We start from the raw sequence: 18,444 nt of genomic DNA, 5'->3' as shown, positions 1-18,444 counted from the left end.
GGTGGGTTCGGCCCCGGCAAAAGGCCAGCCCTCCCCCGATTGGACGGGCGATCGAACCTCCCAAAATGGTGCCGCGCCGCAGCATGCGATTTTCTTGACAGCTCTGTGAAAGGGGAGCAGGCTTCGTCTTACAGTAATCAACGCCGAGGTGAAGTGAGCGAGCATCGGAAACGCCTTACCGTTCAAGCAGATGGCTTGGGCGGAACAGTAGAGACCGATACCAGGGAGGGTGAGTAAGATCATGACTCCACCGGCGCTTACGTGATAATGCCGAACTATTCGGCCGACATAGCTCAGTTTTATCTCGCCTGATTGGCGACACCATTTGGGCCGCTGATGCCCGATGCGAAAGCCCTCGCCCCAGTTCGGAGTGAGGGCTTTTGTTTTGCGCGGAGTCTTCCGATGCGAGGTTCGCAAGGCTCCGGGCAATACGTTGCAAACGATACTGTTTGCGCCTGAAACCAAATCCCGCTATCCACGGACACGAACGGTGCGGCAGGACGTCGCAGCCTGGCGCACGCACCCGTTACGCAAAATCGGGGATGGGGAGGATCGCATGGGGCGTTTTCTAAGGCCTTTCACGCTGGCGGCCTTGCTTGCCACGACGGCGCTGTCAGCGGCGGCACATTCCGCACAGGCGCAGACCACCCAGCCGGTGCGCATCGGCGTGCTGGCGGATGAGGCGGGCTTCGCGTCCGACATCGGCGGCGCGGGCGCGGTGCTCGCCACCCGGATGGCGGTGGAGGATTTCGGCGGCAGCGTGCTCGGCCGGCCGGTGGAGGTGCTGTCCGCCGACATGCAGAACAAGCCGGACGTGGCGTCCAACATCGTGCGCAGTTGGTTCGACCGCGAAGGCGTCGACATGGTGACCGACATCCCGGTCTCCTCGGTCGCGCTGGCGGTGCAGGCGGTCGCGCGCGAGAAGAAAAAGGTGCTGATGATCAGCGCCGCGACGACGACCGAGCTGACCAACGCCCAGTGCTCCCCCTACAGCATACATTGGGCCGACGATACCGCGTCGCTCGCGGTCGGCACCACCAAGGCGGTGGTGCAATCGGGCGGCACCAGCTGGTACTTCATCACCGCCGATTTCGCCTTCGGATCCGCCATGGAGAAGGCGGCGACCGAGGCGATCAAGCAGGCCGGCGGCACCGTGGTCGGCGGCGTGCGTCACCCGATGGGCACCAGCGATTTCGGCTCCTACCTGCTCAGTGCCCAGGGCAGCGGCGCAAAGGTGGTGGCGCTCGCCAATGTCGGCGCGGAGACCATCGGCACCATCAAGCAGGCCGGCGAGTTCGGTTTGACCCAGTCCGGCCAGCGGCTGGTCGGCTACATCGTCTTCATCACCGACATCCACTCGCTGGGTCTCGACCTCGCCAAGGGGCTGTATGTCACCAGCGGCTTCTATTGGGACAAGAATGACCAGACGCGGGCCTGGGCCAAGCGCTTCTTCGACCGTCACGGCAAGATGCCGACCAAGGAGCAGGCCAATACCTACCTCGCCACCCTGCATTGGCTGAAGGGCGTCAAGGCGGCGGGCACCACCGATGCCGAGGCGGTCACCGCCGCGATGAAGGCGATGCCGACCGATTATTTCGGCACCCCCGGCAGCATCCGTAAGGACGGCCGTGTGTTGTACGATCTGGAGTTGTATCAGGTGAAGACCCCGGCTGAGAGCAAGGCGCCGTGGGACTATTACAAGCAGGTCCGCAGCATCCCGGCGTCGGAGGCCTTCCTGCCGATCGAGTCCAGCACCTGTCCCTTTGTGAAGGCCAAGTGAGGTTTGTGAAAGCCAAGTGATTGGCGCAGATGTGACCTGCGGGTCGCGGCCGGCGGAATCCGAGTCGAGAAGGGTTCCCGCCGGACGGCGATCCGGGTTACACTCCGCTCTTTAGGCACGGCGGGGACGGTACGTGGATCTACAGGTGCAAAGCGAACGGCAGAACGACACCGGACGGTTGCGTTCGTCGGCGCTGGTGCGCCCGGTCTTCGCCGCGCTGGACCTTGGCACCAACAATTGCCGCCTGCTGATCGCCAAATCGGCGCCGGGCGGCTTCCGCGTCATCGACGCCTTTTCCCGCATCGTCCGCCTGGGCGAAGGCCTGAGCCGCAACGACCACCTGTCGGAGCCTGCGATGGAGCGCACCATCGCGGCGCTTCGCGTCTGCGGCTCCAAGATCGAACGCCGGGGCGTCACCGCCGTGCGCGCGGTCGGGACCGAGGCCTGCCGCCGCGCTGCCAACGGTGCCGCCTTCGTCGAGGCGGTGGAGCGCGAGACCGGCATCCCGCTGGAAATCATTTCCAGCCAGGAGGAAGGGCGGCTGGCGCTGGCCGGCTGTGCCGCGCTGCTGGAGCCGACCCATCCCTATGCCATCGTCTTCGACATCGGCGGCGGCTCCACCGAGCTGATGTGGCTGCAGGTGGAGAAGGGCAGGGCGCCTCGCCTGCTCGACCAGACCTCGATCCGCTGCGGCGTCATCGGGCTGACCGAGGAATATGGCGGCCCCGACGTCACCCGCGTCAACTACACCCAGATGGTGGAGGCGGTGGCCGACGCCATCGCCCCGTTCGAGGCGCGCAACCGCATCCAGAGCCGCGTTGCCGCCGGCAAGGTGCAGATGCTCGGCACCTCCGGCACGGTGACGACGTTGGCCGGCGTGCATCTGGGGCTCTGCCGTTATGACCGGCGGGCGGTGGACGGCAGCTATCTGCGGGTGGACCATGCCCGCGCGGTGATCGACCATCTGGTCGCCCAGGATTTCGACGGCCGCGCCCGCCATCCCTGCATCGGCCAGGACCGCGCCGATCTGGTGGTCGCCGGCTGCGCCGTTCTGGACGCGCTGTGCGACGTCTGGCCGGTGGAGCGGCTGCGCATCGCCGACCGCGGCTTGCGCGAAGGAATTCTGGTGGACCTGATCGGGGCCGCCGGCGAATAAACCGGTCGACGCGACCGGATAGATGATCGGGCAGGAGGGGAAAGGCTCCCCGCCTGCGCCGGATGACCGAGGAACTGCAGCGATCATGACCGAAAAGACTCCGTCGACGCGCCCGGGTGGGCGCCGTGCCACGGTCCGTGTGAAGACCGCCGGCAAGCGCACGGAATCCTCCAAGCGCTGGCTGGAGCGCCACCTGAACGACCCCTATGTGGCCGAGGCGACCAAGCGCGGCTACCGCTCGCGCGCTGCGTTCAAGCTGCTGCAGCTGGACGAGAAGTTCCGCCTGCTCGGCCCCGGCAAGCGCGTGGTCGATCTGGGCGCCGCCCCCGGCGGCTGGACCCAGATCGCGGTGGAGAAGGTGCAGACTGCCAAGGATGGCTGGAAGGTCGTCGGGCTGGACATCCTGCCGATGGACCCGGTCCCCGGCGCCACCACCATGCAGGCTGACTTCCTGGAGGAAGGCGCCGCCGAGGCGTTGAAGGAGGCGCTGGGCGGACCGGCCGATCTGGTGTTGAGCGACATGGCCGCCCCCACCACCGGGCACCAGCAGACCGACCATCTGCGCATCATGGGTCTGGCCGAGGCGGCTTACGATTTCGCCGAGGAGGTGCTGGCCCCTGGCGGCGCCTTCGTCGCCAAGCTGTTCCAGGGTGGGGCGGAACGCTCGCTGCTCGACCGGCTGCGGCGCGACTTCGCCGTGGTCAAGCACGCCAAGCCGCCGGCCAGCCGCGCCGAATCGTCGGAGACCTACGTCGTCGCCACCGGCTTCCGCGGCGGCAACGTCAGCGACTAAGTACGCCGTTTTTCGCACTTGCATAACAGATGCTGTGTGCGCACGGGTTCACAAGCCCATGGTCTTGTGTATAAGTGCGCCACGTTTATCTTCCGGGAGATTCACACATGGCGCGCGACACCAAAATCCGCGAAGCCCTGACCTTCGACGACGTGCTGCTGGTTCCGGCCGAAAGCTCGGTCCTGCCGAACGACGTGGACACCCGGACAAGATTGACGAAGACCATCGAGCTGGGCATCCCGCTGATGTCCTCGGCGATGGACACGGTGACCGAGAGCCGTCTCGCCATCGCCATGGCCCAGGCCGGCGGCATCGGCGTCGTCCACCGCAACCTGACCATCGAGCAGCAGGCCGAAGAGGTCCGCAAGGTCAAGCGGTTCGAGTCGGGCATGGTCGTCAACCCGATCACCATCACGCCGAACGCGACGCTGGCCGACGCCCTGCAACTGATGGCCGACTACCGCATCTCCGGCATCCCGGTGGTGGAAAGCCGCGACCAGCTCGGCAGCGGCAAGCTGGTCGGCATGCTGACCAACCGCGACGTCCGCTTCGCCACCGATCCCAAGCAGCCGGTCAGCGAGCTGATGACCAAGGATCTGGTGACCGTCCGCGAGGGCGTCAGCCAGGAGGAAGGCAAGCGCCTGCTCCACCAGCACCGCATCGAGAAGCTGCTGGTCGTCGACGAGGATTACCGCTGCATCGGCCTCGTCACCGTCAAGGACATCGAGAAGGCGCAGGCCTATCCGAACGCCTGCAAGGACGGCAAGGGCCGCCTGCGCGTCGCCGCCGCCACCGGCACCGGCAGTGACGGTCTGGCCCGTGCGGAGGCTCTGTTCGACGCCGGCGTCGACGTTCTGGTGGTCGACACCGCGCACGGTCATTCGCTGAAGGTGCTCGATCAGGTCCGCGCCGCCCGCGCCCTGTCGAGCTACACCCAGGTCATTGCCGGCAACGTCGCGACCGCCGAAGCGGCCAAGGCGCTGATCGACGCCGGTGTGGACGCCGTCAAGGTCGGCATCGGTCCGGGCTCCATCTGCACCACCCGCATCATCGCCGGCGTCGGCGTGCCGCAGCTGACTGCGGTCATGGATGTGGTGGACGAGTGCGAGAAGCACGGCATCCCGGTGATCGCCGACGGCGGCATCAAGTATTCGGGCGATCTGGCCAAGGCCATCGCCGGCGGCGCCAGCGTCGCCATGCTGGGCAGCCTGTTCGCCGGCACCGACGAGAGCCCGGGCGAGGTCATCCTGTTCCAGGGCCGCTCCTACAAGAGCTATCGCGGCATGGGCTCGGTCGGCGCCATGGCGCGCGGCTCGGCGGATCGTTACTTCCAGCAGGAGGTTTCGACCATGAAGCTGGTGCCGGAAGGCGTCGAAGGCCGCGTTCCCTACAAGGGCCCGGTGTCGGCGGTCATCCATCAGTTGGTCGGCGGCTTGCGCGCGGCCATGGGCTACACCGGCAGCGCCTCCATCGCCGAGATGCGCGAGAAGTGCCAGTTCGTCCGCATCACCAACGCGGGCCTGCGCGAAAGCCACGTCCACGACATCACCATCACCAACGAGTCGCCGAACTACCGGCAGGGCTGAGGTGAAGTTGGGGGTAGGCGTCGGCTGACGAATGCCCCCTCCCTAACCCTCCCCCGCCTCGCGGGAGAGGGGACTGCCGCGACTTCGCGAATCAAATCACGCTGACAAGCGTCCTGCCCCCTCTCCCGCGAAGCGGGGGAGGGATGGGGAGGGGGCAACCCACGCAGCAACTCACCCTGCCGCGCCAACTCCCTCCGTCACCAGCTTCCAAGGCTGCCACCCGCCCAGCCGCACGCCGACGGCGAGGCTGGTGAAGGGAATCCGTAGCTCGATATCCCGCGGCTGGAAGAAGGTCAGCCGTTCCGGCTCCCCCTTCTCGTCGAACTCCAGCCGGGCGCCCTTCGGCTCGGGCGCGTATTCGTCGCTCATCACCTGCCAGATTTCCAGGTCGCTGCCATGGTTGGTGATCTTGTACTGGCCGCAGCGCCAGGTCGCCGATTCGCCGACGCTGCCCTCCACCACCTTCTTGTCGCCCTCCATCCGCACATCGCCGATCCCGGCGGCCTCGCCCTTCATCGACGGCCCCTGCCGCTCGGCACGGAAGCCCAGCCGCAACCAGGCGGAGCGGCTGTGCGGGATCAGCCGGCGCACGGTGCGCGCGTCCTCGGCTGCGAAATGGTCGGGGTCGTCGTAGAGGATGCGGTCCAGCGCGGCGGCGACGATCATGCGGTCGTCGATGCGCAGGTCCGGCAGATAGGCTTTGCTCATCAGGCCAGCGGACTCCGAAGGGTGTGCCGGTCAGTATATAGGGACTTGCCCTCGCAGTCGCCCGATGCGCTATCCTGCGCGGCCCTTCTTCGGAAGACCCCGATTCGTCATGAGACGCGCCATGCAGGACCTGTTCGACACGCCGCCCGATCCCCGCAGCATCGCCGTCGATGCTCTGACGCCGGACCAGGCCGCGGCGGAGCTGGCGGCACTGGCCGCCGAGATCGCCCATCATGACCGGCTCTACCACCAGCAGGACCAGCCGGAGATCTCCGACGCCGACTATGACGCGCTGGTCCGCCGCAACCTCGCCGTCGAAGCGCGCTTTCCAGACTTGCGGCGTGCCGATTCGCCCAGCCTTCGGGTCGGTGCCGCGCCGGCCGCCGGCTTCGGCAAGGTCCGTCACGCTGTCGCGATGCTGTCGCTCGGCAACGCCTTCGCGCCGGAGGATGTGGCGGAGTTCGATGCCCGGGTCCGCCGCTTCCTCGGCCTGTCCGACGATGCGCCGCTGACCTTCGTCGCGGAACCGAAGATCGACGGCCTGTCCTGCTCGCTGCGCTACGAGAGGGGCGAACTGGTGCTGGCCGCCACCCGCGGCGACGGGGCGGAGGGCGAGAACGTCACCGCCAACGTCCGCACCATCCGTGACGTGCCGCACCGCCTGCCGGTGCCCTTCCCCGATGTGCTGGAGGTCCGCGGCGAGGTCTATATGAGCCGCGACGACTTCCTGGCGATGAACGCCGCCCGTGCCGAGAAGGGCGAGCAGCTGTTCGCCAACCCGCGCAACGCGGCGGCCGGCAGCCTGCGCCAGCTTGACCCTTCCATCACCGCGTCCCGGCCGCTTTGCTTCTTCGGCTATGCGCTGGGCGAGGTGTCGGAACCGATCGCAGAGACGCAATGGAGCATTCGCGAGCGGCTGAAGGGCTGGGGCTTCCAACTGAACCGGCCGGCGGAGCTGTGCGACGGCAAGGACAAGCTGCTGGCCTATTACGAGGGCATCGGCCGGCGGCGCGCTGGCCTTCCCTTCGACATCGACGGCGTCGTGTACAAAGTCGACAGCCTGGAACTCCAGCAGCGGCTTGGCTTTGTCAGCCGGGCGCCGCGCTGGGCCATCGCCCACAAGTTCCCGGCCGAGCAGGCTCAGACCCGGTTGAAAGCCATCACCATCCAGGTCGGCCGCACGGGTGCGCTGACCCCGGTGGCGGAACTGGAGGACATCACCGTCGGTGGCGTCGTCGTCAGCCGCGCCACCCTGCACAACGAGGACGAGATCGCCCGCAAGGACATCCGCGTCGGCGACCTCGTGGTGGTCCAACGCGCCGGCGACGTCATTCCGCAGGTGGTGGAGGTGGTGCTGTCCCAGCGCCCGGCCACCTCCATCCCCTATGTGGCGCCGGAGACCTGCCCGGTCTGCGGCAGCCTCGCCATCCGCGAGGCGGGTGAGGTGGTGCGCCGCTGCACCGGCGGCCTGATCTGTGCCGCTCAGGCCAAGGAGCGACTCCGCCATTTCGTCTCGCGCGACGCCTTCGACATCGAAGGGCTGGGCGAGAAAATCATCGAGGAGTTCTGGGACGAGGGCTTCATCAAGTCGCCGGTGGATATTTTCACCCTGGAGGGCCGTGTCGAACTGATCGGCCGGCCGGGCTGGAAGGAGAAGTCGGTCCAGAACCTGTTCAAGGCGATCGAGCAGCGCCGAAACGGCATCGACCTGCACCGGCTGATCTACGCGCTCGGCATCCGCCATGTCGGCGAGGTAACGGCCAAGTCGCTGGCACGCCAGTACAAGACCATGCAGGGCTGGGTCGATGGCATGCTGGCCGCGGAACGGGCGATGCCCGGCCAGGACTGGCGCGACCTGCACGAATTGAAGGGCGTTGGCCGCGCCACCGCCGACTCCATCATCGGCTGGTTCGCCGATCCGGAATGCGGGGCGAAGCTGGACTTCTATGCTGGCAAAGATGGCGCCGGCAACGACGCGCTTCGGCTGGAGACCATCATCGCCTCGTTGGGGATCAAGGGCGTCAAGAAGCCGGCGGCACAAGCGCTCGCTGAACGCTACGGCACGCTGGCCGAGTGGCGGGCGGCGATGGAGCGTGCGGCCGGGCAGGCGCCGGGTCAGCCCTGGCTCGATCTGGTCGCCACCCCCGATGTGGGGGAGGTCGCGGCGGAGGAACTGGCCGGCTTCTTCGCCGAAGAGCGCAACCTCGCCATCGTCCACGGCCTGATGGAAAGGCTGACCGTGCTGGAGGCCGAGATGCCGAAGGCCAGCAACTCCCCCATCGCCGGCAAGACGGTGGTCTTCACCGGCACGCTGGAGCGGATGACCCGGTCGGAGGCCAAGGCGCGCGCCGAGTCGCTGGGCGCCAAGGTGGCGGGCTCCGTCTCCGGCAAGACCGACTATCTGGTCGCCGGAGCCGACGCCGGCAGCAAGGCGGCCAAGGCCAAGGAGCTGGGCGTCGAGATCCTGACCGAGGACGAATGGCTGGCCAGGATCGGCGGCTGACCTGATCCCGAGTCCCACGGTCGCCAAAATGTCGCATCCCCGTTCGGTCGGATTGACGGACGGGGATGGGGGGAGTGAAATCAGACAACGCTTATAGGAAAAGCGAAACCATGCCGGACAGGTGGCCCGACCCTCCAGCGGAGGGCGGTGCCGACGGGCGGACAACGCCCGCACCCGCCCACCCGGCGCCGAGCAAACGGGGGACGAAGGAAACGCCATGGAGCCAATTCAGTGGTCGCGCTGGATGAGCGTGGGCAATGACGCGTTGGACGAGGATCACCGCGTCCTGATCGCCATCGTCAACAAGCTGTATGACGAGGCCAACCGCCAGGACCCCACCCTCATCGAAGCCATCCTCAACGAACTGATCGCCTACACCCGCCATCATTTCGCGGAGGAGGAGGCGCAGATGGAGCGGCTGAATTATCCGACCTTCGCCGCGCACAAGGCCCTGCACGACCGGCTGACCCAACAGGTCGAAAGCTACCGCGACGATTTCCGCGCCGATGGCGGTCGGATCAGTGGCGAGGAGGTGTTCCTGTTCTGCTCCGACTGGCTGGGCAAGCACATCCTGAAGGAAGACACCCGCTTCGGCGAGTATGCCGGCAATGAGGCGGAGATGGCGGTGGCGGAGTAGGGGAGGCTGGTCCGTCTCCCGCGCGCCTAAGGTTTTACATAAAGAAAATTACCTAAAATACTGAAACAACTCACAAGCCTGCAAACCATCCGAATTTGCGCGCTGCGCCCGCTCCGAGAGGGGAGGGCGCTTTTCTTCTGCGTGACTCACCAGGTCGGCAGGGGAGGGGAGTTGCGTGCAAAGAAAAAGCCCTCCCCGGTGGGAGAGGGCAGGGGCAGACATTCAGGAAAGACGGTGGCGATCAGGCGACCGCCAGTTGCTCCAGGACGCGGCGTGCGACCGGCAGCGACACCGCCGTCTCGTAACGCCAGGCGCTGCGGTCGGCGAACAGAGCGCGCAGCAGCTGGTTGTTCAGCGCGTGGCCGGAGCGCACGCCGTGGAAATGACCGACGATCGGCGCACCGGCCAGATACAGGTCGCCGACGGCGTCCAGGATCTTGTGGCGGACGAACTCGTCTTTGAAGCGCAGGCCCTCGGCGTTCATCACCGTGTCGCCGGAGATAACCACCGCGTTGTCCAGCGAGCCGCCGCGGGCGAGGCCCATCTTGCGCAGCCCCTCGACCTCGTGCAGGAACCCGAAGGTGCGGGCGCGGCTGATCTCGTCCTTGAAGCTCTCCGGGTCGATCTCCAGCGCGCGGGCTTGACGGGAGATGGCGGCGCTGTCGAAGTCGATCTCGAAGCTGTAGCTGGTGGCGTCGTCCGGCGTGAAGGAGGCGCTCTTGACGCCGTCGCCGATGACGACCGGCTTCAGGATGCGGATGATGCGGCGGGGCGACTTCTGCACGGCGATGCCGGCCTGCTCGATGGCGGCGACGAAGGGGGCGGCACTGCCGTCCATGATCGGCACCTCGATGCCGTCCAGCGACACGATGGCGTTGTCGATGCCGCAGCCGGCCAGCGCGGACATCAGATGCTCGATCGTACCGACGGTGGTGCCATGCTCGTTGCCGATCACGGTGCACAGGCGGGTGTCGACCACCGTGTCCCAGCGCGCCAGAATGACGGCGGCGGCCCCACGAAGATCGGTGCGCAGGAAGGTGATCCCGGAATTCGCATCGGCCGGCGAAATCGTCAGCGTGACGATGACGCCCGAATGCAGCCCGACGCCGGCGATGGTCACCGACTTCTTCAGGGTCTGCTGGAACATTCCGTCCGCGTTGCTGCGATTGTTGGCCACGATGTCTTTTCCATCTTGGTCGTGAAGGAGAGGTTCCCAGCAATGCCGCGCCGCAAGATCTTTGAAGATCATCACGTCGGCGGCGTTCGCTTTCGACCATGCTGATAGGTAACACCCGAGGTTGGAAATCGGCAAATCACTCATTGTTACCGTTTGTTGCAGGGCAAAAGTGGATTGCAATACAAGCAATCAGCTTGGCCCTGCGTGAAAGAGGCAACAAAAAATCCCCGGAGACGCACGAGGGCGCCGCCGGGGTCCGAAAGGTTCGGTCAGGTTGTGGAGCCGCCGGCGCCGCGATTAGGAGACTGCGGCGACGGCGGTTATCTCCGGCTTTCGCCGGGATCGGCCGGCCGCCGGAAAGGGTTCGGCGGCCAAGATCGGTTCACGTCCAGGCGGGTCCGTCCGCTCAGTTGGCCTGACGGCGCAGGAAGGCCGGAATGTCCAGTTCCTCCTGCTCACCCGGCTTGGCATCCACCCGCGGGGCCGGAGCCTGCGGCTGCGGAGCGGCCGGATAGCCCGGAGCCTGCTGCGGAGCGCTCTGCTGCGGCGGGTAGACCGGCTGCTGCTGCGGGGCCGTGGGATACTGGCCCGCCGGGTAGCCCTGGTGGGGAGCCTGCGGCTGCTGCGGATAGGCCGGCTGCTGCTGCGGATAGCTCTGGGGCGCGGGCTGATAGGCCTGCGGAGCCTGCTGCGGCTGGTAGGCCTGGGGGGCCGGCTGATGCACGGGCTGGGGCGCCGGCGGGTGCGCCGGTTCGGACTTGCGGCCGAGGCCGGTCACCAGACCGAACAGGAAGTTGCCCTTGCGGGCCGGCGCCGGTTCCGGCGCGGGGGCCGGGGCCGGACCGACGGACAGGCCGCCCGGGTGCTGCTGATGACCCTGCGGGGCATGGTGGTGCTGCGGCGCGGCCATCGGCGCGGGCTGCTGCGGCTGATGCTGCTGCGGCTGCTGGTGACCCTGCATCTGCGGCGCCTGGGGGGCGTGCTGCTGGGGAGCCGGCTGCTGCGGGGTCGACAGCGGCGCGGCGCCGACGGTCATCGGCTGGCGCGGGGCATCGGCCGGCTTTGGGGCGAAGAAGTGGCCGCCCTGGTTCTCGCCATGCAGCGGACCGGCCGACGGCTTCGGCGCCTCCGCATGCTGCTGGGCTGCCTGCGGGTGAGGCTGCTGCTGGGCCGGGTCGTGCTGGATGGCGGCGGCACCGGCGGTGACCGGCTGCGGCGTGCGCAGACCGATGGCGGCGCTGGGAATGGGCGAACCGGGCGCGCCGGCCGGGGCAGCCGGGGCGCCAGTCAGGTTGCCGGGAGCGGCCGGCTTCTTGGCGCGGTCGCCGGGGACCAGCGACAGGTTGACCGGATGCAGGGTGCGCGGGTTGCTCATCGCCGCGGCGTCGATGCCGGTGGCGACGACCGACACGCGCATCACGCCGTCCAGCGAGCTGTCGAAGGTCGAGCCGAAGATGATGTTGGCGTCGGGATCGACCTCGTCACGGACGCGGTTGGCCGCCTCGTCGACCTCGAACAGAGTCATGTCGTAGCCGCCGGTGATGTTGATGAGGACGCCGCGGGCACCCTTCATCGACACGTCGTCCAGCAGCGGGTTGGAGATGGCGGCCTCGGCGGCCTCGATGGCGCGGCGCTCGCCGCCGGCCTCGCCGGTGCCCATCATCGCCTTGCCCATCTCGGTCATCACGGACCGGATGTCGGCGAAATCCAGGTTGATCAGGCCGGGCATCACCATCAGGTCGGTGACGCCGCGCACGCCCGAATGCAGAACGTCGTCGGCCATCTTGAAGGCGTCCGCGAAGGTCGTCTTCTCGTTGGCGATGCGGAACAGGTTCTGGTTCGGGATGATGATGAGGGTGTCGACATACTGCTGCAGTTCGGCGATGCCGCCTTCCGCCAGCCGCATGCGGTGACCGCCCTCGAAATGGAAGGGCTTGGTGACGACGCCGACGGTCAGGATGCCGCGCTCGCGGGCCGCGCGCGCGATGACCGGTGCCGCACCGGTGCCGGTGCCGCCGCCCATGCCGGCGGTGATGAACACCATGTTGGAGCCTTCGAGATACTGGACGATCTCGTCGATCTGCTCCTCGGCCGACGCGCGGCCGACATCCGGCTTGGAGCCGGCGCCCAGGCCGCGGGTGGTGCCGGTGCCGAGCTGGATGCGCTTCTCGCACAAGGAACCCTTCAGCGCCTGCGCGTCGGTGTTGCCGACGACGAAGTCAACGCCTTCCAGGTTCGACTTGATCATGTTGTTGACGGCATTGCCGCCGGCGCCGCCGACGCCGAACACGGTGATGCGCGGCTTCAACTCGGGCTCAATCTGGGGGATGGTCACGTTGATCATTCTATTCAGGCCTCCACAACCTGTTTTCGTTGGGTTTGATGTTTGATATGCCGCGACCGGCGCCCGGTTGTGTCCGGTGTCTGTCCGATCGGGAATCGGTGAATGGCGGCGGCGGGGAGAGTCATCTACAGATTCTCCCGCAGCCACAGGCCGACGCGGCCGAGAAGCCCGGTTGACGCGACCGCCTCTTGGCCGGTCACCGTCAGCTCCGTCGGGTTGCGGACGGCATGTAGGAGAAGGCCCGCCACCGTCGAGAAGGCCGGTCCGCCATGCGCCTCGTTGAGGCCGGCGATCCGGGTGGGACGGGCGATGCGGACCTGCTTGTCCAGGATGGGGGCGGCCATGTCGCGCGTGTTGGGCAGCTGGCTGGCGCCGCCGGTCAGCACGACGCGCCGGCCGACCAGCTTGGAATGGCCCGACTGCTCGATGGCGCTGCGCACCTCTTCGAAGATCTCTTCCATCCGCGCCTGGATGATGCTGACCAGGAAGGAGCGCGGGTGGCTGGCGGTGCCGCTGCCGCTGCGCTCGTCCTCGCCGATCTGCGGCACCTCGATCATCTCGCGCTCGTCGGCCGGGTTCACCCGGGCGCTGCCGTAGAGCACCTTCAGCCGTTCGGCATGGGACAGCGGCGTGGTCAGGCCATGGGCGATGTCGTTGGTGACGTGGCGTCCGCCGAGCGGCACGAAGCCGGTCCACACCAGATTGCCCTCGGCGAAGATCGAGATGGTGGTGCCGCCGCCGCCGATGTCGACGCAGGCGGCGCCCATCTCCATCTCGTCCTCCACCAGACAGGCGAGGCCGGAGGCGAAGGGGCTGACCACGACGGATTCGATGTTCAGGTGGCAGCGGGCGACGCAGGCGCCCAGCGTGAGAATGGCGCCCTTGGCCGCCGTGACCACATGCAGCTGGGTGCCCAGCGTATGGCCGCTCATCCCCTTGGGATCGCGGATGCCGCGGATGCCGTCCAGGGTGAAGCTCAGCGGGATGGTGTGGATCAGCGCCTGATCGGGGCCGGCCTGCAGGGTGCGGGCGTGGGCCATGGCACGGCGGATGTCGCCCTCCGTCACCTCCTGGCCCGAAACGGGGACGGTGGCGGTGAAGGCGTGGGAGCGGGGGTTGCCCATCGACAGGTTGACGACGACGTCGTGCACCGTCTCGCCGGCCATCTGTTCGGCGGCATGCACGGCGGCGCCGATCGAGGTCTCCGCCGCCTCCATGTCGATGATGGTCCCGGCGCGGATGCCCGTGGCGATCTGGTGGCCGACGCCGATCACGCGGAGGGAGCCGGGTTCCTCCATCCGCGCGATGACGCAGCACACCTTCGTCGAGCCGACGTCCAGCGCCGTGACGATCCCGCCACGGGCCGGCCGCTTCGGCTTCTTGGCACCGTTGAATCCCATCCCGAACATGCCCCCCAAGACTTCCCTTCAACTCTTGTCTGCCGGCGATAAGCGCTTCCCCACAAGAGCTTGCCGCCGACCGGCCTTATGATTTCTTGCCGTTCTTCTTCTTCGTATCGTCGTCCCAGCCCGGAAGCTGGGCGGTGGACGACGTCTGGATCGCGGCGCGGTCCTGCAGGCGCATGTCGATGGCGACGATGTCGCGGTCCAGCACCCGGCTGGCCGTCTGCATCTGCTCCAGCTGGCGCAGCGCCCGGCGCATGTCGGCGGTGCCTTCCGGCAGCTTCACCGTCACGCCGTTGCTGAGCTGCAGGTTCCAGCGGCGGTCGCTGATCCAACTGGCCGAGGACAGCATCGGCGCGATGGTCGGCGCACCGTCCAGCGCCGACAGCAGGGTGTGGACCTGCTGCGGGGCGTTGGCGCCGATCACCTGCGGCAGCGTCTCGATCCGCTGGTTGCCGCGGCGCGCCAGTTCCGCCGCGTCGGCCAGCGGGCGGCCGGCACGGTCGATGACGGTGAACTGGCGGTCATGCTGCCAGATCGCCATCGGCTGGCGTTCGGAAAGCTGGATATAGAGGAAACCGGGCAGACGCCGCTCGATGGAGGCCGACGACACCCAGGGCAACTCCTCCAGCCGCTGCTTGGCGTCGGCCAGATCGATCGACAGGATCGGCTCGCCCCGGCGCACGCCCAGCGCGTCGAGCACGGCGTCGCGTTCCGTCTCGCTGCGGCCGACCACCAGGATCTCCGACAGGCGGAAGCCCAGATCCCCGGTCAGCCGAATGACGCTGTCCTGCGCCGCCTCCAGCGTGTCGGCCAGGGTGCCGCGCTTCCAGGCGGAGCCGGCGGCGGCGGTCAGCCCCAGCACCGGCACCAGCAGCAGCGCCGCCTTGACAGCGGAGCGGGTCCAGCGTGGCCAAGCCCGGCGCCGCTTGCCTTTCTGTGCCGACGCGGCCATGGCGCGCGGCGGGGTCGGCATCTCGTCCCGGGCGCGCGCACCGGCGGCGGCGGCGCGAAAATCCGGGTCGGCCATCAGGCGAGCTGACATGCGGCGTTCTCCACGAGCCAGCCGACCAGCGCGCCGTAGGTGATCCCCACATGCGCGGCCTGTTCGGGCACCAGCGACAGGGGCGTCATGCCCGGCTGGTTGTTGATCTCCAGGAAGTACAGACCGTCCGTTCCCGGCCGGCTGTCATCCCAGCGGAAGTCGCTGCGCGACACGCCCCGGCAGCCCAGGGTGTGGTGCGCAAGCACCGCCAGCCGCTTCGCCTCCTCCGCCACCGCCTCGGGAACCGCGGCGGGGATGGTGTGGACGGCGTGGCCGGCGCTGTATTTCGCGGTGTAGTCGTAGACCTGAGCCTGAAAGACGATCTCGGTCACCGCCAAAGCGCGGTCACCCATGACGCCCACGGTCAGCTCGCGACCGGGGATGAACTCCTCGATCAGTGCACGCTCGCCAAAGGTCCACGCATCACCGACCGGGCTGTTCTGCCCCTCGCGGACCAGGGTTACGCCAACGGTCGAGCCTTCGTCCACAGGCTTGACGATATAGGGCGCCGGCATGGGGTGGGTACCGCCGGTGATTTCCCCGCGGGACAGGACCATGCCTTTGGGGGAGCGGATGCCGACGGTGTCCAGCACCCGCTTGGTCATCGCCTTGTCCATGGCGATGGCGGCGGCCTGGACGCCCGAATGGGTGTAGGGCAGGCCGAGGAACTCCAGCACGCCCTGGATCGTCCCGTCCTCGCCGCCGCGGCCGTGCAGGGCGTTGAACACCACGTCGGGGCGCGGGTTGCTCAGGGCGTGCATCAACCCGCCCAGGTCGCGCTGCACGTCGACGGCGGTGACGCGGTAGCCTTCCTCCTCCAGCGCCTTGGCGACGCCGGCCCCGCTGACCAGCGACACCTCGCGCTCGGCCGACCAGCCGCCCATCAGGACGGCGACATGCTTCTTGTGGGCGTGGAGCAAGGCTTCGGTCATTGGGCGGCTCCTTCGGCGGCGGGAACGCCGATGCGCTTGATTTCCCACTCCAGCGTCACGCCGCTGGTCTCGAACACGCGGCGGCGGACCTCCTCGCCCAGCGCTTCCAGTTGGGCGGCGGTGGCCGTGCCGTTGTTGATCAGGAAGTTGCAGTGCTTTTCCGATACCTGGGCGTCGCCGATGGACAGGCCGCGGCAGCCGGCTTTGTCGATCAGCTCCCAGGCCTTGTGGCCTTCAGGGTTCTTGAAGGTCGAACCGCCGGTGCGGGAGCGGACAGGCTGGCTGTCGGCGCGCTTGTCGGAGATCTCGGCCATGCGGCGCGCGATCTCCAGCGGGTTGCCGAGCTCGCCGCGCAGTACGGCGCCGGTGAAGATGCAGTCTTCCGGCACCGCGCTGTGGCGGTAGGTGAAGCCCATGCCGGCATGGCTGAACTCCAGCCGCCGACCGTCGCGCGCCACAGCGGTGGCGGAGACCAGCACGTCGGCCAGTTCGCGGCCATAGGCGCCGCCGTTCATGCGCAGGGCGCCGCCGATGGTGCCGGGAATGCCGGAGAGGAACTCCAGCCCGGCGATCCCGGCGTCGCGGGCGACCATGGCGACGTTGAGGTCGAGCGCCGCCGCACCGGCGGTCAGCGTCATTCCGTCGGCGGCGATATCGGTGAAGCCGCGGCCGAGCCGGATGGTGACGCCCGGCACGCCGCCGTCCCGCACCAGCAGGTTGGAGGCGACGCCGATCACCGTCACCGGCACCTCGGCCGGCAGGGCGGCCAGGAAGCCGGCCAGATCGTCGGCGTCGGCCGGGCGGAACATCACCTCGGCCGGGCCGCCGACGCGGAACCACGTCACCTGCGCCAGCGAAGCGTCGGCGGTCAGCCGGCCGCGCACAACGGGCATCCGTGACATCAGATGGCCGTTGGGCAGGTGGCCGTCAGCTGGGCTCATGCGGGGCGCTGCCGTCATCGCGTGGCGCCGTAGAGCGACGACAGCTCGCCCGGCAGGGCGTTCGCCCACTGGGTGATGTTGCCGGCGCCGAGGCAGACGACGAAGTCGCCGGGCCGCGCCATCTCGCGCACGACCTGCGCCAGTTCCTGCTGGTTCTGCAGGGCCACGACATGGCGGTGGCCGTGCATGCGCAGGCCCTCCACCAGGCTGTCGCGGCTGACGCCTTCGATCGGCGTTTCACCGGCGGCATAGACGTCGGCGACGATCACGGCGTCGGCGTCGTTGAAGCAGGTGCAGAACTCCTCGAACAGGGCGGCGAGGCGGGAATAGCGGTGCGGCTGGACCACGGCGATGGTGCGGCCGGTGCCGGCGGTGCGCGCGGCCTTCAGCACCGCGGCGATCTCCACCGGGTGGTGGCCGTAATCGTCGATGACGGTGATGCCGTTGGCCTCGCCGGTCTTGGTGAAGCGGCGCTTCACGCCCTGGAACTTGGCCATGCTGTCGCGCATCACCACGTCGGGCAGGCCCATCTCGTTGCCGACCGCGAAGCAGGCCAGCGAGTTCTGGACGTTGTGCGGCCCGTACATCGGCAGGCGCACGCCGGCGATGGCGCGGCTCTCGCCGGTGTGGCGGTCATAGATCAGCACGTCGTACTTGGCGCCGTCGGGACCCAGCTCCACGTTGACCGCGCGGATGTCGGCCTGCGGCGAGAAGCCGTAGGTGACGATGCGGCGGTCGGACACGCGGGGGATCATCGCCTGCACCTCGGGATGGTCGATGCAGAGCGCGGCGAAGCCGTAGAAGGGGATGTTCTGGACGAAGCTGTCGAAGGCGGCCCGCGCGTTGTCGAAGGTGCCGTAGAAGTCCAGATGCTCCGGATCCATGTTGGTGACGACGGCGATGCAGGCCGGCAGCTTCACGAAGGTGCCGTCGCTCTCGTCCGCCTCCACCACCATCCAGTCGCCGGTGCCGAGCCGGGTGTTGGAGCCGTAGGCGTTGATGATGCCGCCGTTGATGACGGTGGGGTCGAGGTTGGCATGCTCCAGCATATGGCCGACCATCGAGGTGGTCGTGGTCTTGCCATGGGTGCCGCCGATGGCGATGGCCCATTTCAGGCGCATCAGCTCGCCCAGCATCTCGGCGCGGCGGACCACCGGCACCAGGGCGGCGCGGGCGGCCACCACCTCCGGATTGTCGCGCTTGACCGCGGAGGAGACGACGACCACGGCGGCGCCGGCGATGTTCTCGCCGCGATGGCCGACGAACACCTTGATGCCCAGCTCGCGCAGGCGCTTGACGTTGGCGTTCTCGGCGAGGTCGGAGCCCTGGACGGTATAGCCCAGGTTCCGCAGCACCTCGGCGATGCCGCTCATGCCGATGCCGCCGATGCCGACGAAGTGGATGGTGCCGATCGAGAGGGGGAGGGCGCGCATGTCAGG

General features: G+C 68.0%; 14 protein-coding genes. 6 read left to right on the top strand and 8 right to left on the bottom strand.

Annotated features, from left to right (window positions below; genetic code table 11):
- The first annotated feature begins 556 nt into the window (after positions 1 to 556).
- The 4 genes from M5E06_RS08310 to guaB all read left to right on the top strand — a co-directional run bounded on the left by M5E06_RS08310 (position 557) and on the right by guaB (position 5,315).
- Positions 557 to 1,780 carry an ABC transporter substrate-binding protein gene (locus M5E06_RS08310; protein WP_252137817.1) on the top strand — a complete coding sequence of 408 codons (1,224 nt, stop codon included), beginning with the start codon at positions 557 to 559 and terminating at the stop codon, positions 1,778 to 1,780.
- Positions 1,781 to 1,925: 145 nt separating this feature from the next.
- A complete protein-coding gene (locus tag M5E06_RS08305; RefSeq protein WP_252137816.1) occupies positions 1,926 to 2,936 on the top strand; it encodes a Ppx/GppA phosphatase family protein in 1,011 nt (336 codons plus the stop codon).
- 85 nt (positions 2,937 to 3,021) lie between these two features.
- Positions 3,022 to 3,729, top strand: coding sequence for an RlmE family RNA methyltransferase (locus tag M5E06_RS08300; RefSeq protein ID WP_252137815.1), 708 nt, complete (start codon positions 3,022 to 3,024; stop codon positions 3,727 to 3,729).
- Positions 3,730 to 3,836: 107 nt separating this feature from the next.
- A complete protein-coding gene (gene guaB / locus M5E06_RS08295) occupies positions 3,837 to 5,315 on the top strand; it encodes an IMP dehydrogenase (RefSeq protein WP_252137814.1) in 1,479 nt (492 codons plus the stop codon).
- A gap of 171 nt (positions 5,316 to 5,486) precedes the next feature.
- Here guaB and M5E06_RS08290 read toward each other — a convergent pair whose 3' ends face one another.
- Complete coding sequence (locus tag M5E06_RS08290; RefSeq protein ID WP_252137813.1) at positions 5,487 to 6,023, bottom strand: hypothetical protein; 537 nt, start codon at positions 6,021 to 6,023, stop codon at positions 5,487 to 5,489.
- A 121-nt stretch (positions 6,024 to 6,144) separates the two neighbouring features.
- On the opposite strand from M5E06_RS08290, the gene ligA reads away from it, so the two are divergent.
- A complete protein-coding gene (gene ligA, locus M5E06_RS08285) occupies positions 6,145 to 8,526 on the top strand; it encodes an NAD-dependent DNA ligase LigA (protein WP_252138529.1) in 2,382 nt (793 codons plus the stop codon).
- Positions 8,527 to 8,743: 217 nt separating this feature from the next.
- Positions 8,744 to 9,163 (top strand): bacteriohemerythrin, encoded by a 420-nt coding sequence (locus tag M5E06_RS08280; RefSeq protein WP_252137812.1) that lies wholly within the window; start codon positions 8,744 to 8,746, stop codon positions 9,161 to 9,163.
- 241 nt (positions 9,164 to 9,404) lie between these two features.
- Here M5E06_RS08280 and lpxC read toward each other — a convergent pair whose 3' ends face one another.
- From lpxC to murC, 7 genes are all read right to left on the bottom strand, one after another.
- Positions 9,405 to 10,340, bottom strand: coding sequence for a UDP-3-O-acyl-N-acetylglucosamine deacetylase (lpxC, locus tag M5E06_RS08275; protein ID WP_252137811.1), 936 nt, complete (start codon positions 10,338 to 10,340; stop codon positions 9,405 to 9,407).
- A gap of 406 nt (positions 10,341 to 10,746) precedes the next feature.
- The gene (gene ftsZ, locus M5E06_RS08270) at positions 10,747 to 12,684 is read right to left on the bottom strand and encodes a cell division protein FtsZ (RefSeq protein WP_252137810.1); all 1,938 of its coding nucleotides are present in this window, start codon (positions 12,682 to 12,684) and stop codon (positions 10,747 to 10,749) included.
- A gap of 125 nt (positions 12,685 to 12,809) precedes the next feature.
- Positions 12,810 to 14,084, bottom strand: a complete 1,275-nt coding sequence (ftsA, locus tag M5E06_RS08265) for a cell division protein FtsA (RefSeq protein WP_252138528.1) — start codon at positions 14,082 to 14,084, stop codon at positions 12,810 to 12,812.
- Positions 14,085 to 14,169: 85 nt separating this feature from the next.
- A complete protein-coding gene (locus M5E06_RS08260) occupies positions 14,170 to 15,132 on the bottom strand; it encodes a cell division protein FtsQ/DivIB (RefSeq protein ID WP_109073949.1) in 963 nt (320 codons plus the stop codon).
- Complete coding sequence (locus M5E06_RS08255) at positions 15,117 to 16,064, bottom strand: D-alanine--D-alanine ligase (RefSeq protein WP_252137809.1); 948 nt, start codon at positions 16,062 to 16,064, stop codon at positions 15,117 to 15,119. Before M5E06_RS08255 ends, M5E06_RS08260 begins: the two co-directional genes overlap by 16 nt.
- Positions 16,061 to 17,005 carry a UDP-N-acetylmuramate dehydrogenase gene (gene murB, locus M5E06_RS08250; protein ID WP_252137808.1) on the bottom strand — a complete coding sequence of 315 codons (945 nt, stop codon included), beginning with the start codon at positions 17,003 to 17,005 and terminating at the stop codon, positions 16,061 to 16,063. The genes M5E06_RS08255 and murB overlap by 4 nt, the downstream gene beginning before the upstream one ends.
- Positions 17,006 to 17,019: 14 nt before the next feature.
- Positions 17,020 to 18,438 carry a UDP-N-acetylmuramate--L-alanine ligase gene (gene murC / locus M5E06_RS08245; protein WP_109151224.1) on the bottom strand — a complete coding sequence of 473 codons (1,419 nt, stop codon included), beginning with the start codon at positions 18,436 to 18,438 and terminating at the stop codon, positions 17,020 to 17,022.
- Between the last annotated feature and the right edge of the window lie 6 nt (positions 18,439 to 18,444).

It is taken from the genome of Azospirillum sp. A1-3 (genome assembly GCF_023806445.1).
Lineage (GTDB): Bacteria > Pseudomonadota > Alphaproteobacteria > Azospirillales > Azospirillaceae > Azospirillum.
Note: the sequence above shows the minus strand (reverse complement) of the source record. Positions and strands in the feature narration are given on the sequence as shown.

Bases quoted from the DNA above. Each gene is read 5' to 3' on its own strand.
- M5E06_RS08310 (WP_252137817.1), top strand. From the start codon at position 557: ATGGGGCGTTTTCTAAGGCCTTTCACGCTGGCGGCCTTGCTTGCCACG.
- M5E06_RS08300 (WP_252137815.1), top strand. From the start codon at position 3,022: ATGACCGAAAAGACTCCGTCGACGCGCCCGGGTGGGCGCCGTGCCACG.
- guaB (WP_252137814.1), top strand. From the start codon at position 3,837: ATGGCGCGCGACACCAAAATCCGCGAAGCCCTGACCTTCGACGACGTG.
- M5E06_RS08290 (WP_252137813.1), bottom strand. From the start codon at position 6,023: ATGAGCAAAGCCTATCTGCCGGACCTGCGCATCGACGACCGCATGATC.
- ligA (WP_252138529.1), top strand. From the start codon at position 6,145: ATGCAGGACCTGTTCGACACGCCGCCCGATCCCCGCAGCATCGCCGTC.
- M5E06_RS08280 (WP_252137812.1), top strand. From the start codon at position 8,744: ATGGAGCCAATTCAGTGGTCGCGCTGGATGAGCGTGGGCAATGACGCG.
- ftsZ (WP_252137810.1), bottom strand. From the start codon at position 12,684: ATGATCAACGTGACCATCCCCCAGATTGAGCCCGAGTTGAAGCCGCGC.
- ftsA (WP_252138528.1), bottom strand. From the start codon at position 14,084: ATGGGATTCAACGGTGCCAAGAAGCCGAAGCGGCCGGCCCGTGGCGGG.
- M5E06_RS08260 (WP_109073949.1), bottom strand. From the start codon at position 15,132: ATGTCAGCTCGCCTGATGGCCGACCCGGATTTTCGCGCCGCCGCCGCC.
- M5E06_RS08255 (WP_252137809.1), bottom strand. From the start codon at position 16,064: ATGACCGAAGCCTTGCTCCACGCCCACAAGAAGCATGTCGCCGTCCTG.
- murB (WP_252137808.1), bottom strand. From the start codon at position 17,005: ATGAGCCCAGCTGACGGCCACCTGCCCAACGGCCATCTGATGTCACGG.
- murC (WP_109151224.1), bottom strand. From the start codon at position 18,438: ATGCGCGCCCTCCCCCTCTCGATCGGCACCATCCACTTCGTCGGCATC.